At 70.8% G+C, this 13,550-nt stretch carries 12 protein-coding genes; 5 read left to right on the top strand and 7 right to left on the bottom strand.

Features of this window, described 5'->3' with window-relative positions; genetic code table 11:
- Nucleotides 1-69: 69 nt before the first annotated feature.
- From ABZS69_RS05155 to ABZS69_RS05145, 3 genes are read right to left on the bottom strand one after another with little or no spacing between them, the layout of a single operon-like run.
- Complete coding sequence (locus tag ABZS69_RS05155) at nucleotides 70-822, bottom strand: hypothetical protein (protein WP_355366701.1); 753 nt, start codon at nucleotides 820-822, stop codon at nucleotides 70-72.
- A complete protein-coding gene (locus ABZS69_RS05150; protein WP_355366698.1) occupies nucleotides 819-1,754 on the bottom strand; it encodes an ATP-binding cassette domain-containing protein in 936 nt (311 codons plus the stop codon). Before ABZS69_RS05150 ends, ABZS69_RS05155 begins: the two co-directional genes overlap by 4 nt.
- A complete protein-coding gene (locus ABZS69_RS05145; RefSeq protein WP_355366695.1) occupies nucleotides 1,751-3,217 on the bottom strand; it encodes an alpha/beta fold hydrolase in 1,467 nt (488 codons plus the stop codon). The genes ABZS69_RS05150 and ABZS69_RS05145 overlap by 4 nt, the downstream gene beginning before the upstream one ends.
- Nucleotides 3,218-3,383: 166 nt before the next feature.
- On the opposite strand from ABZS69_RS05145, the gene ABZS69_RS05140 reads away from it, so the two are divergent.
- The gene (locus ABZS69_RS05140) at nucleotides 3,384-4,541 is read left to right on the top strand and encodes a sensor histidine kinase (RefSeq protein ID WP_355366692.1); all 1,158 of its coding nucleotides are present in this window, start codon (nucleotides 3,384-3,386) and stop codon (nucleotides 4,539-4,541) included.
- 144 nt (nucleotides 4,542-4,685) lie between these two features.
- Nucleotides 4,686-5,336: a response regulator transcription factor gene (locus ABZS69_RS05135; RefSeq protein ID WP_355366689.1), complete on the top strand. Its 651-nt coding sequence runs from the start codon at nucleotides 4,686-4,688 to the stop codon at nucleotides 5,334-5,336.
- Nucleotides 5,337-5,551: 215 nt separating this feature from the next.
- Here ABZS69_RS05135 and ABZS69_RS05130 read toward each other — a convergent pair whose 3' ends face one another.
- A complete protein-coding gene (locus ABZS69_RS05130) occupies nucleotides 5,552-5,842 on the bottom strand; it encodes a hypothetical protein (protein ID WP_355366686.1) in 291 nt (96 codons plus the stop codon).
- Between the two features lie 35 nt (nucleotides 5,843-5,877).
- Complete coding sequence (locus tag ABZS69_RS05125; protein ID WP_355366683.1) at nucleotides 5,878-6,330, bottom strand: carboxymuconolactone decarboxylase family protein; 453 nt, start codon at nucleotides 6,328-6,330, stop codon at nucleotides 5,878-5,880.
- Between the two features lie 67 nt (nucleotides 6,331-6,397).
- Here ABZS69_RS05125 and ABZS69_RS05120 point away from each other — a divergent pair, with 67 nt between their 5' ends.
- A complete protein-coding gene (locus tag ABZS69_RS05120) occupies nucleotides 6,398-9,220 on the top strand; it encodes a tetratricopeptide repeat protein (protein WP_355366680.1) in 2,823 nt (940 codons plus the stop codon).
- 10 nt (nucleotides 9,221-9,230) lie between these two features.
- Here ABZS69_RS05120 and ABZS69_RS05115 read toward each other — a convergent pair whose 3' ends face one another.
- On the bottom strand, nucleotides 9,231-9,686 hold the full coding sequence (locus ABZS69_RS05115; protein WP_355366677.1) for a hypothetical protein: 456 nt from the start codon (nucleotides 9,684-9,686) through the stop codon (nucleotides 9,231-9,233).
- Nucleotides 9,687-10,152: 466 nt separating this feature from the next.
- On the opposite strand from ABZS69_RS05115, the gene ABZS69_RS05110 reads away from it, so the two are divergent.
- The gene (locus tag ABZS69_RS05110; protein WP_355366674.1) at nucleotides 10,153-11,616 is read left to right on the top strand and encodes an MDR family MFS transporter; all 1,464 of its coding nucleotides are present in this window, start codon (nucleotides 10,153-10,155) and stop codon (nucleotides 11,614-11,616) included.
- A gap of 123 nt (nucleotides 11,617-11,739) precedes the next feature.
- Here ABZS69_RS05110 and ABZS69_RS05105 read toward each other — a convergent pair whose 3' ends face one another.
- Entirely contained in the window at nucleotides 11,740-12,531 is a 792-nt protein-coding gene (locus ABZS69_RS05105; RefSeq protein ID WP_355366671.1) for a phytanoyl-CoA dioxygenase family protein, read from the bottom strand.
- 101 nt (nucleotides 12,532-12,632) lie between these two features.
- Here ABZS69_RS05105 and ABZS69_RS05100 point away from each other — a divergent pair, with 101 nt between their 5' ends.
- Nucleotides 12,633-13,526, top strand: a complete 894-nt coding sequence (locus ABZS69_RS05100) for an AraC family transcriptional regulator (RefSeq protein WP_355366668.1) — start codon at nucleotides 12,633-12,635, stop codon at nucleotides 13,524-13,526.
- The last annotated feature ends 24 nt before the right edge of the window (nucleotides 13,527-13,550 follow it).

Genomic DNA, 13,550 nt, shown 5'->3' with positions numbered 1-13,550 from the left:
CAGGGCTGCAGGGGTGATGGAGGTGGGGGTCGTCGTGTCGTCGGGCGATGTTCATCTCGGTGAGTTGCCTCAGGCGTCGCGACGGGTGATTGCGAGGGCTGACGCGGCGAGGGAGATCGCGACGTAGCCGGCGAGGATGGCGGCGGCCGATAAGGGGCCGAAGGCGCCGGAGTCGGGGGCGGTGGCTAGTTGCCTTGTCAGTGATGGGATCGTCAGGGAGCCCATCCAGTCGTTCCACGGGGCGGGGAGGAAGCGCTCGAGTACGGTCGGGGTCGTCAGGAGGGTGATCAGTGCGATGAGTGCTCCGGGTGTCGAGCGCAGGAGCGTGGCCAGGCACAACCCCGTCACCGCGGCAACGGCGCAGCCCGCGCCCGTGGTCAGGACCTCGGATAGGGCGGTCGGTTCGGAGAGAGAGGCGCCGATCGGGCGGGTGCCTACCACTGCCTGCGCGGTGAAGTAGGTGGCGAATGCCTGCGTCTGGCCCGCGATCGTGGCCACGGCGGCCACCACGGTGGCCTTGGACAGGGGGAGGAGCCATGGGCGCCGGAGCGTGGTCAGCGTCAGCCTGATCATGCCGGTGCTGTACTCGCCGGAGATGGCGAGCACGCCCAGCATGCCGAAGAGCACGGGACTGATGTCGGCGCTGAAGCCGAGCCCCGTGCCGACGGGCTCGCCACCGGGGCCTTTGGTGTCGAAGCCGCGCGAGATCGAGAAGGCGGCGAAGCCGGTGAGCGCCAGGGCCGAGAGCGTGGAGGCCAAGACGTAGTAGGTGGATCGGAGCGAGCGCAGCTTGAGCCATTCCGATGCGACGATGTTGATCATTGGGTCAGCTCCATGAAGGCGTCTTCCAGCGACACCTGGCGCGGCGCCAGCTCGTGGACGGCGCAGCCGCTCGCCAGGGCGACATCGCCTACGGCGGCTGCGGACAGGCCGGTCACCAGCAGCTCTTCTTCGGCCCGGGAGGGAGACGTCGAAGGCGTGGCCGGGTCGTCCGCGGCGGACGTGGCTGGATTTTGCGTGTGGCGCACGGTTGCTCCGGCCGTTTCGAGTGCTCTGGCCAAGCGGGCCGCATGGGGCGATCGGACCAGCACGTCGCCTTGGAAGCGGGCCAGCAGTCCCGCCGTGGTGGTGTCCTCGATCAGGCGGCCGTTGCCGATGATGATGAGCCGGTCGGCGGTGAGGGACATCTCGGTCATCAGGTGGCTCGACAGCAGGACGGTACGCCCCTGGGCCGCCAGGGATCTCAGCAGCGCCCTGAGCCAGCGGATGCCGTCGGGGTCGAGGCCGTTGACCGGCTCGTCGAGAATGAGCACCCCCGGGTCACCGAGCAGTGCCGCCGCGATGCCGAGGCGCTGGCGCATCCCCTGGGAGAACCCGGCGATCCGCTTGCGCGCCGCCCCGGCCAGGCCGACCTCCTCGAGAACCTGTACGACCCTGCGGCGCGCGATCCCACCGGCGTGCGCCAGCGCCTGGAGGTGGTCGAACGCGCTGCGCCCGCCCTGCACCTCGGTGGCGTCGAGCATCGCGCCGACCTCACGCATGGGGTCCTGAAGGTCGCGCTTGCGGACGCCGTTGATCAACGCCTTGCCCGAGGTGGGCGCGTGCAGGCCGAGGATCACCCGCATGGTGGTGGACTTGCCGGCCCCGTTGTGTCCGAGAAAGCCCGTGACCTGCCCCGGTTTGACGTCGAACGTCAGCCCCGAGACCGCCCGCATGGCACCGTACGCCTTCGTCAGATCTACGACCTCGATCATTTCCCCACCCGTTGGATCCGCTCGGCCGGGCAGCGCGTGCCCGGCGCGGGCAACTGCCCCGTTGTCAGATAAGCGTCGACATGCCGCCGCAGGCAGGAGTTGCCCGCCCACGAGGCGTGGCCGTCGCCGTGCCACAGGACACGCGCGGACGGAATCTGCTCGGCCACGTGCTGCTGCCCGAGATAGTTGGTGTTGTTGTCGAGCTCCCCGATCGCGAACAGGATCGGCGGGACGTCTTTCACGCGCAGCGGGTGCGGCGCCCAGGATGCGTCCGCGCTGAACCCCCAGCATCGCCCGAGCTCGAAGCGCCCCTCGATCCAGCCGAACCTCGGCGCGATCTCACGCAGCCTGGCCTCGATGCCTTGGAACTCCTCGTACGTCGGCAGCTTCGGCATGAAGTCGTTGCACAGGGAGTCCTGGCTCACGGACGAGCCGCCCTGATCCGGCGCAAGCTTGGTGAGAAAGTCGGCGGCGTCGCCGTCGAGGGCCTTTCGGATGGCGGTCGCGAACTGCGGCCAGAGCGCCGGGCTCATGCCTTTGACCGCGCCCGCGTACAGCTGCCCTTCGTGCACCGTCCTGCCGCTCGACGCCGGCAGCGGCGCGCGGCGCACCCTCGCGGTCAGCTCGTCCCAGGCCTTGCCCGCATCCCTGTCGTGCAGGGCGCAGTCCGCGCGGCGGGCGCACCAGTCACGGAAGCGGGTGAGATGTCGCTCCTGCGTCCGCGCGTAGTTACGCAACCAGGGCTCGAACTCCTGCTGAGTGTGGTCGGCGGTCCCGTCGAAATACATCCGGCCCACCCGCTGCGGGAACAGCTCCAGATAGGCCTGGGCGTAGACGGTGCCGTACGAGTTGCCCGCGTAGCGGAGCTTCTCCTGGCCGAGGGCGGCGCGCAGCGCGTCGAGGTCGTGCGCCACGTTCCACGCCGTCATGCCGTACCACGCCGACCTGGCCGTCTTGCGGCAGCTGGCCTGATGGGCCGCGTTCTTGGCGGCGTGAGCGTCCCAGTCTTGCTTCGTCCGCGCGAGGATCAATCCATAAATGGAGGCCCCGGGCTCCTCACAGCTCACTATCTTGCCGCTCCCGGGCTCGGACAGCCCGCGCGGGTCGAGGGCGACGACGTCGAACCGGCTGCGCAGCTCCTTGAGCAGGCCCGGCAGCTCCGGCGGGGTGTCGGGATCGTTTCGCGGTCTGAGCATGGCCGTGCTGACGCCCGGGCCGCCGAAGTTGACGACCAGCGGCCCCAGGCTCCTGCCCGTGGCGGGCAGCTTGGCCACGTGCACCGAGGTCGTGGGCCCGCCCGGGTCGGCCCAGTCCACAGGGACGACCAGCTCGGCGCATCGCAAGCCGTCACCACAGTCTTTCCAGGAGAGGCGATGCGTCTGCGCGGAGGCCAGCGCGATGCCGCCGAGAGGGACGGCGAGGCAGGCGGCCAGGCACAGGGCGATGAGGGTACGTCGATCCATGCGGGCAACGATCCTGGACGGCGGCGGGTCCGCACATCGGAGCCAGATCCGGTCTTGCGGATCAGACCAGGGTCATACGGCGCAGGCGTACGGGAGCGGAGTATGACCGTGGTCTGAAGGCCCGTGCTCCGATCCGCTCGCGGTCGTTCCTCGGTAGCGTCGGGACGTGAACCTGCTCGCCCGGCGGCCTCCGCACTGGCTGCTGATCCTCGCCGACACCGTCGTCGCGGCGCTGATCGCGCTGGCGTCCACGACGGATCCGGCGGGCCTGAGCGTGAGCACCGCGTCGGTGCTGGTCTGCTGGCTGCTCGTGGTGCCCGTGGCGGTGCGGCGGATCTGGCCGGTGCCCGCACACTACGGTGCGCTCCTGCTCGGCCTCCTCCTGCTCGCCGTGCAGGCGAATCGGCTGATGATGGTCGCGGTGGTGGCCCTGACCGTCTACCCGGTGGCGACCGGTCAACCGGGGCGGAGGTCGGGGATCGCCCTCGCGCTGGGCCTGCTCGTCACCGGAGGCGCCCTGCTGGTCTCGGTGATGGACGCGCCACGGCAGACGAACGGCTGGCCGGATCCCGTCTTCATCGTCGGGACGGCCTGGCTGGTCGTGGGGGCGAGCTGGAGTCTCGGTACGGCGGCGCGCATCCGCCGGGAGTCCGCCGCCCGCGAGGCCGAGACGCGGGCCGAGAAGGCGGTGGTCGACGAGCGCCTGCGGATCGCCCGCGAGTTGCACGACGTCGTCGCCCACGCGATGAGCATGATCACCGTCAAGGCGGGGGTGGCGGCCAAGGTCCTGGACAAGCACCCGGAGGAAGGGCGCGCGGCGCTGCGGGCCATCGAGGAGATCGGGCGTGGCTCGCTGGTGGAGATGCGCCAGTTCCTCGGCACCTTGCGTGCCCCGGGCAGCGGGGCCGAAAGCACGCCTCTGCCTGGCCTGACCGACCTGCCGTCACTGGCACATCGTGCGGCGGAGGCGGGCGTGCGGGTGGACCTCTCGGTGAGCGGGGCCGTGCCCGACAGCATGGGGTTGTCCGTCTATCGCATCGTGCAGGAGGCGATCACCAACACCGTCAGGCACGCCGCGCCCGCCCATTGCCGGGTCGGCGTGTCGGTCGTCGACGGGATGCTGAAGATCTCCGTGGTCGACGACGGGCCGGGGCGGCGGGTGCTGCCGGGCAAGGGGGGCGGGCACGGTCTGGCGGGGATGCGTGAACGGGCCCTGATGTACGGCGGCACCTTCGAGGCCGGGCCCTTGCCTGGGGGCGGGTTCGGCGTGCATGCGTCGTGGGAGGTTCCGGGACCGGCGGTTGCGGGAGAGCCCTGTGCGTGACGGCGTCCGTCTGAGAGTCCTCGGGCCCGCCCTGATGTGCGGAGGGCCGAGGGTGGCGGTGTCCGTCCGGGAGGCTGTGGGTCTGCTCTGATGTGCGTAGGGTCAAGAGGCGGGCAGACCGGAACGTGTGCTGTGGGAGATCTCTTGATTCGAGTGCTCGTCGCCGACGATCAGGCACTGCTGCGTGGCAGCTTCCGGTTGCTGATCGACTCGGAGGACGATCTCGTCGTGGTCGGGGAAGCGGCCGACGGCCACGAGGCGGTGACGCTCGCGCGGACGGAGTCGCCCGATGTGGTGCTCATGGACGTCAGGATGCCGGAGATGGACGGCATCGCCGCGACCAGGCAGATCGCCGGGGACACCCGGGTCCTCATCCTGACCACGTTCGACCTCGACGAGTACGTCTATGCGGCGCTGCGGGCGGGTGCCAGCGGGTTCCTGCTGAAGGACGCTCCTCCCGACGATCTCCTGAAGGCGATCCGGGTGGTCGCGGCGGGCGAGACGTTGCTCGCGCCGAGCGTCACCACGCGGTTGATCGGGGAGTTCGTACGGCGGCCGCCCCAGCAGGTCTTCCGCGGGCTCGACACGTTGACGGACCGGGAGCGCGAGGTGCTCGCCCTCATCGCCCACGGACTGTCCAACGCCGAGCTCAGCGACCGGCTCCAGCTGAGCCCCGGGACCGTGAAGACGCACATCGGCCGCCTGCTGGCCAAGCTCCAGGCCCGGGACCGCGCCCAACTCGTCATCGCCGCCTACGAAGCCGGCCTGGTCACGCCGCGTCAGGGCCCGGGTTAGCCGGCCGGCTGTGGTGTGGGCTCTTGGGAGGGTCCTCTCGGCTGGTCGCGCGTCTGCCAGGTTGACCGTGGTGTGGGCTCGGGAAGGGCTCCGCGTCTGCCGGGTCGATTGTGCGCGTCCGCGCCGGTCAGCTGGATGAGCGGTCCGCCGGCCATCAGGATGACGAGCCGGTGCGAGGCGGCTCGTCCGCCGCATGCAGGACGGGATGCCGGGGCTCAGCGCTCGTCGACGACCTGGCCGTTCAGGGCGGTGGCGTCCTTGGTGAGGGCCATGGTCAGCGGCGCCTCCGGGAAGGTGGGCATGGCGGCGAACGCCGCGCCCATCTGCCCGGCGCTCTCCCAGTGCCAGGTGTCGGTGTAGGTGCCGTCTTCGAGCTGGATCAGCACGGCGTGGGTGAGTCCGGGGTGTCCTTTTCGGACAGTGGCGATCAGCGAGCTCCGGCGGGCCAGGAACTCCTCCAGGTCGGCGTCGGCGACGGAGTAGCGGTGCGAGCGGACGACGGACATGTCGGTTTCTCCTTCTGTACGTGAGGGACGGGGGCCTACCAGGTGCCTGCGACCTGCCGGATCGGGGCGTTCAGGCGGTTGAAGAGGTTGGTGACGGCGGTCATCAGCAGGATCGAGGCCAGTTGCTGCTCGTCGAAGTGGTCGGCGGCGTTGTTCCAGACCTCGTCGGAGACGCCGTCGGGGTTCTCGGACAGCCGGGTCGAGGCCTCGGCCAGCGCCAGCGCGGCCCGCTCGTCGTCGGTGTAGTACGGAGCCTCGCGCCAGGCGGCGACCAGGCCGATGCGCTCGTCGCTCTCGCCGAGCTTGCGCAGGTTCTTCAGGCCGGCGTCGACGCAGAAGCTGCAGCCGTTGATCTGGCTGACCCGCAGGTGGATCATCTCCATGAGCTCCTGGGGGAGACCCTGCGACTGAGCGGCCTTCATCACCTCCATGATCGGCTTCATCGCGGCGGGGATGAGCGTGGCGGGGTTCTTCATCCGGGCTTCCATCGTGTTTCCTTCCGTCTCGGTTCGTGTGAGATCAGCATGTCTGCCCGGATTGATACATTCGCTATGCATGCACGATGCGCAGGTGATGGGGGGACGATTGCTGCGCTTCACCCTTCTCGGCCCCGTCCAGCTGATCGTCGACGGGGCGCCGCTGACGGGCATCGCCCCACGTCACCGGGCTGTGCTGGCCTACCTCCTGCTCAACGCCGGCCGGGTGATCAGCATCGAGCGGCTGATCGACGCGATGTGGGGCTACGACCAGCCCGACACCGCCCGGTCGCAGATCCATGCCTCGATCACCGCGATCCGCAAGGTGCTGCGTGGCGCGGGGGCCGTACGGCTCCTTGAGACGCGGGCCGGCGGCTACGTCGCGCAGCCGGAGCCCGGGCAGGTCGATGCGCAGGAGTTCACCGAGCTGGTGGCCGCCGGTGAACTGCGCGGGGCCCTGGACCTGTGGCGCGGCGAGGCGCTGGAGGACGTGCACGCGCATTACGTCACCGGCGTCCGGGAGCTCTGGAACGACCGGCGGCTGTCGGCGTACGAGCGGCTGGCCGAGGGCGAGCTCGCCGCCGGGCGGCACGGCGAGCTGCTCGACGAGCTCGCCGCCCAGGCGAGCGCCAACCCGCTCCGCGAGAAGCTCAACGGCCACCTCGTCCTGGCCCTGCACCGGGCGGGGCGGCAGGCCGACGCCCTGGCCGCGGCGCGTTCTTACCGTACGGCTCTCGCGGACGAGCAGGGCCTCGACCCCGGGCACGCCTTCATCGAGCTGGAGCGGGCGGTCCTGGCGGACGATCCGGAGCTGCGCCTGGCCGGCACGGCGCCGGTCGTTCCCGGCCCGCCGCGCCGCTCCACCTTCCTGCCGTACGACATTCCCGACTTCTCCGGAAGGACCGCCGAGCTGGAGCGGCTCGCGGGCGAGCGGCCCGGGTCGGCGGTCGTCGCGATCGACGGCATGGCCGGGATCGGCAAGACCACGCTCGCCGTTCACGTGGCCCATCGGCTGGCCGCCCGCTATCCCGACGGACAGCTCTTCATCGACCTGCAGGCCCACACCGCGGGACGGGAGCCGATCGACGCCGCCGTCGCGCTGGAGGCGCTGCTCCGCCAGCTCGGGCTGCCCGCCGACCGCATCCCGGTCACGCTCGTCGAGCGGAGCGCCCTCTGGCGCGCCGAGCTGGCCGAACGCCGCGTGCTCGCCGTGCTGGACAACGCCCTCGACGCCGAGCACGTACGTCACCTGCTGCCGGGGCACTCCGACACCCTCGTCCTGATCACCAGCCGGCGGCGGCTGGTCGACCTGGACGGCGCCCAGGCGCTCTCGGTCGACGTGCTGGGGGAGGAGGACGCCGCCGAGCTGTTCGAGCGGATCGTGGGCGAGCGCGCCCGCCACGAGCCGGACGCCGTACGCGAGGTGCTGCGGCTGTGCGGGCACCTCCCGCTCGCCATCCGGATCTCCGCCGCCCGCCTCCAGCACCGCCCGCGCTGGACCGTGTCGTACCTGGCGGGGCGGCTGCGGGACCATCGCCGGCTCCTGGACGGGGTGTCGGCGGCCTTCACCCTGTCCTACGAGCAGCTGCACGAGGCCGAGCAGCGCATGTTCCGCCTGCTCGGGCTGGCGCCGGGGCGCGACATCGACGCCTGCGGCGCGGCGGCGCTGGCGGGGATCTCGGAGGACGAGGCGGAGGAGCTCCTGGAGGGCCTCCTCGACGCCCACATGCTCCTGCAGTTCGAACCCGGTCGCTACACCTTCCACGACCTGCTCCGCGAGCATGCCCGCTCGATCGCCGAGGACGACGAGGCCGTCCTGCGGTTGCTCACCTACTACCTGCACCGCTCGCGAGCGGCGATGGACCGGCTCTACCCGTACAGCGTGGGCCAGCGGGAGGGCATCCCCCAGCCGGCCGCCCCGATCGCGCCCGTCCGCGACGCCGCGGAGGCGATCGCCTGGCTCGACGCCGAACGCTCCAACATCATCGCGACCGCCGTCCACGGGCCCGAGATCTGCCTCGGCATGCTGGCCCTGACGATGCGCCCCTTCCTCGACGGGCAGGCGCATCACGACGACGCGCTCACGCTCCACACCCTGACGCTGCAGCGCAGCCGCAAGCTCGGCCACCGCGAGTTCGAGGAGCGGGCGCTGACCGACCTGGCGTGGACCTACTGGCGGCTCGGCGAGTACGAGCTCGCGGAGGAGCACGCCCACCAGGCCCTCGACGCGTGCGAGGAGGCGTACGACCGTGCCCGCGCACTGCTCACGCTGGGCAACGTGGCCCTGCGCCGCCGCCAGGACAGTACGGCGGAGCAGTACCTCGAACAGGCACTCGACCTCACCCGGATCGGCGCCGACACCTGGGGCGAGGCCCACGTGCTCGGGATCCTCGCCCTCGTCCTCGACCGGGCCGGCCGTCCCGAGGAGGCCCGGCGCCATCTGGACCTGGCACTGGCGCTGCACCGCAGGTTCGGCAACCCGGCAGGGGAGGCGATGACCCTCAACCACCTCGGCGTCGTCCTCCGGCACCAGGGCGAGCTCGCCCAGGCACGCACCCGCCACGAACAGGCTGCGGCCCTCTACCGCAAGCTGGGCAGCACCACCGACGAGGCGGCCGCGCTCAACGGGCTGGCCGAGGCGGCGGGCGACCCGGCCAGGGCGGTCGGGGAGCACACGGCCGCGCTCGTGCTCGCCGACCGGACGCGCAACCGGCCGGAGCAGGCGCGTGCGCACGACGGGCTGGCGCGCGCCCACCTCGCGCTCGGGCACTCGGAGCAGGCACACGAGCACGGGCGGGTGGCGCTCGGGCTCTACGCGGAGCTGGACGTCCCGGAGGCCGAGGAGGTCCGTGCCTTCCTGGAGCAGGCCGAACGGGACCGTCCGCGCCCCGCGAGGCTGTGAGCGGCGCGGATCAGCGGCAGGCCACGTCCTCGATCAGGCGCCTGCCGTTGTACTCGGGACCGCCGGGGCCGTCAGGACCCGAGTAGTCGCCATGTTTGGCCAAGACGCTCACACAGTGGTTCTTGCCGTAGACCCGCACCGGACCCGCGTGGTACTTGAAGCGCCCGTCGTCCGCCGCGACGTTGTTCTTGACGACTTCCGACGGCCACGTGTCGTTCCACAGCTTGATGGACATCGGGGTGCGCTCGCCGTACCTCGACTTGCCGGGACGCTTGGCGAGGACGGCGCAGTTCCAGCCGGTACGGGCGTCGTAGTAGAGCTTGATGTCACTGAGGTAGTAGTACTTCTTCGTTATCGCGTCCTTCAGCGGCACGGGCCAGCTTTTCACCAGTGATCCGGTGCAGCCGTACGCGCCCGCGCTCGCCGGCGGGGAGCCGGCCACTTGCAAGGCTACGACGGAGACCATCGGTAGCAAGATCAACAGGGACCTACGGATCATCATAACTCCTGACTTTTGGGGTGACCCGGCGTCAACGATACACAATTATAGAGCGTGTGCTCTGTTATTGTGGTGAACACGCCTCGACCGAGACCGACGTGGTGCATGGGGGCGACCGCGAAGCGGCGGTCGAGGCACTGGTGGTGGCGACCACCGGCAGGTCGGCGATCCGGCGCGGCGGTCCTTTCCAGGTGGCCGCCCGCCGGGTTGTCGCCTGCCCCGCTGGGTGGGCACGCCGCCGGCAGCGTGCCGGCCGTTAGCCCTCGGTGAAAACCGGGTGACATTTCGTATCACTTGCCGGAATGTTGGATGTGGTCGATGAGTTTTGTCGGTGCGGGTGGTCAGTCTGTGTATGACAGTGACCACTTGCGAGACCGAAGGCTGCGACGCCGGCCGTGACCGCGATATGCCCGACAACCCCGATCGAGGTGCCGTGCCCACCCCACAGCTTGACTCACCCGCCAAACCCGCGGCCGCCGCTTCAGGCCGCACGCCGGCCGTGATCCGGCTGCTGGTGCTGGCCACGTTCGTGGTCATCCTCAACGAGACCATCATGATCAACGCGATCCCGCGGTTGATGGAGGCGTTGAGCATCACCGAGCAGACCGCTCAGTGGCTCTCGACCGCCTTCATGCTGACCATGGCCGCGGTCATCCCGATCACCGGGTGGTTCCTGCAGCGGGTGTCCACCCGCGGCGCGTACACCACCGCGATGAGTCTGTTCCTGCTCGGCACGGCGCTGGCCGCCGTCGCGCCGACGTTCGAGGTGCTGCTGGGCGCCCGGATCATCCAGGCGTCGGGGACGGCCGTGATGATGCCGCTGCTGATGACCACGTTGATGCAGGTGGTGCCGGAGTCGGACCGCGGCCGGGTGATGGGCAACGTCACCCTGGCCATCTCGGTCGCGCCCGCGATGGGCCCGGCGATCTCCGGAGTGATCCTCCACTTCGGGTCCTGGCGGCTGCTGTTCGCGGTCGTGTTCCCCATCGCCGCCCTGATCTCCTGGCGCGGCCTGAAGCAGCTCAAGAACGTCGGCGAGCCCGAGTTCAACAGCATCGACTGGTTCAGCGTGGTGACCGCGGCGGCGGGCTTCGGCGGCCTGGTCTACGGGCTCAGCCGGTTCGAGGGCGGCGACGTCCGCGTGGCCGCCGCGATCGTGGCGGCCGGGCTGGTGACCATCGCCGTCTTCGTCTTCCGCCAGCTGTCGTTGCAGAAGCGGGGCGTGCCGCTGATGGACCTGCGTACGCTGCGGCACCGTAACTACACCGTCGCGCTGATCCTGATGTCCGTGGCCTTCATGGCGATGCTCGGCTCGATGATCCTGCTGCCGCTGTACCTGCAGAGCGTCCGCCAGCTCAGCGCCCTTGAGACCGGGCTCCTCGTGATGCCGGGCGGCCTCGCGATGGGGCTGCTCGGCCCGACCGTCGGCCGCCTGTTCGACCAGTACGGCGGCCGGGTGCTGGTCATCCCCGGCGCGATCGGGATCATGCTCGCGCTCACCGGCTTCACCCAGGTCACGATGACCATGCCCTACTGGCAGATCCTCGGGCTGCACGCGCTGCTGATGGTGAGCCTGGCCGCGACCTTCACCCCGGTGTTCACCCTCGGGCTCGGCGCGGTTCCGCCGCATCTCTACTCGCACGGCAGCTCGATCCTGAGCACGTTGCAGCAGGTCTCCGCGGCCTTCGGCACCGCGCTCGTGATCACCGTGATGAGCGCGCGGGCCGATGCCCTGAAGGCCGAGGACGTCCCCGAGGCGCTCGCCAACCTCGCCGGCATGCGGCTGGCCTTCATCATCGGCGCGGTGCTGTCCGTGGCCGTGGTCGTCGCCGCCCTGCTCCTGCCGGCCAAGGCGGACCACGCCGCCGAGCCGGAGGAATCGCGGTCGATGGTGTGACGGCCGTCATCCCGCAACGCCGGGCGGGCTGTGCCTGCCCGGCGTTGACGTACGTGAGCGGGACGCGGAGGGCGCCGCGCACGTCCGCCGGTCGGCGGGGCGTGCGCAGGGCACCAGCAGCGGCTATGCCCAGGGGCGGGGGAAGGCGTCGCCGTCCAACCGGTCGCCCGCGGTGAGACCGAGGGGATCGGTCACGACGTGCTCGGTCCCGCTGTAGCGGGTCGCCTCGTCGATGTAGATGGTGACGTGGGCGAGCCGAGCCTGGTCGGTACGGTTGGGCAGCGCCATGTGGCCGGTGTAGCCGCTGTGGAAGGTGCAGTCGCCGGCGCGCAGCGGCACGGTGATCCGGGGGATCCAGCGCAGGGACGGGTCCATCTCGAACAGGTCCTCCTCGTGGTGGAGGTCCTGCGGGCGCAGGCCGGTGCGATCCTGGGTGCCGGGCAGGAAGGTCATGCAGCCCCGCTCCGGCGGGACGTCGACCAGGGCGATCCACGCCGACAGCGGGAGCCGATCACCCGCGTGCGGCCAGTACGGACGGTCCTGGTGAAACTCCGTGGCGGCGTTGTTGTGCGGCTCCTTGACCAGCATCTGGTCGTGCCAGAGCCGCAGCGGGAACCCGGCGAGCTGCTCGGCGATCCGGCCGAGCCGCCGGTCGAACGTGAGCTCCCGCAGCGTCTGGTCGCGCTGCCAGACGTTGACCAGCTGGCTGAAGACGCCCTGCTTCTCCAGGCTCTCCGCGCGATGCGCCTCCAGGAACGCCTCGGCGCTGGTCCGGAAGCGCTCGACCTGGTCGGGGCCGAAGACGCCTCTTACTCGGACGAAACCGTTTTCGCGGTACTGCGTCACCAGCTCGTCCGACACCTGGCCGTCGGTGCCGACGTCGCTGCCGGACTGCTCGTGCGTGGTCGTTGTCATTGCTGACCTCCGGGGTTCTTGCCGTTTGGGTACTCCAAGAGTCGTCGTTGCGTGCCGCCACGGGCTAGGCCGATCCCGGCAAGTAGTCGTACGATCCCGACATGCCTGCCACGCTGCACGAGCACGCGCTGTTCGCCGGGAGCCCGGTTCTGGCAGGCGTCCACCACCTGAACCCCGACATCGAGCCGCACGCGCACGACTTCCTGGAGATCGCCGTGATCGGGGCCGGTCACGGCCGGCACGTGACCAGCCAGGGCGAGCGCCCGCTGCGGCACGGGGAGGTCGTGGTGCTGCGCCCCGGCGCCTGGCACGGGTTCCGGGGCTGCGCCGACCTGACCGTCGCCAACTGCTGCCTGTCCGCCCAGGCGCTCGGGGCCGAGCTGGCGTTGCTGTATGACATCCCGATGCTGCGCCGGCTGCTGTGGACCGATCCGGTGGCGTCCGGCACGCACGGCGTGGCGGTGACGGCCGTCGATCCGGACGCGGCCGAGGAGGCCATCGCGGAGATCGGCCTGCTCGAACGGGATCTCGGGGCCGATCGGCGCCGTCCGGGCCGGGTGCTGGGCCGGCTGGTCACCGTGCTCGGCATCCTGGCCGACGGCCGTGACTCCGTACAGGACACGCTCGAGTCCGCCGTCCACCCCGCGGTCGCCGCGACCATCGCCCGGATGGAGGAGGCGCCCGCCCATCCGTGGCGGCTGGATGATCTCGCCCAGGCGGTCAACCTGGATCCCACCTATCTCGGCCGGCTGTTCGTCCGGTATGTCGGGTTGACGCCGCTGGGCTTCCTGGCCCGGCTGCGGGCCGAGCGCGCCGCCACGTTGCTGGCACACTCGGCCCTGCCGGCCGCCCGGGTCGGCGCCGCCGTGGGCTGGGACGACCCGACGTACTTCGCCCGCCGCTTCCGGGCGCTGGTCGGGCTGACACCCACCGAATACCGGCGGCGCAGCCGGTCAGCCGGCCGCGCCGGGCTCAGCGCGCCGGAGAGCTCCTGACCGAGCCTCGCCGGTGGTGTTCAG

The organism is Nonomuraea sp. NPDC005650, from assembly GCF_040605375.1.
Taxonomy (GTDB): Bacteria; Actinomycetota; Actinomycetes; order Streptosporangiales; family Streptosporangiaceae; genus Nonomuraea.
The sequence above is the reverse complement of the archived record's forward strand: the minus strand, read 5'-3'. Positions and strand labels throughout refer to the sequence as shown.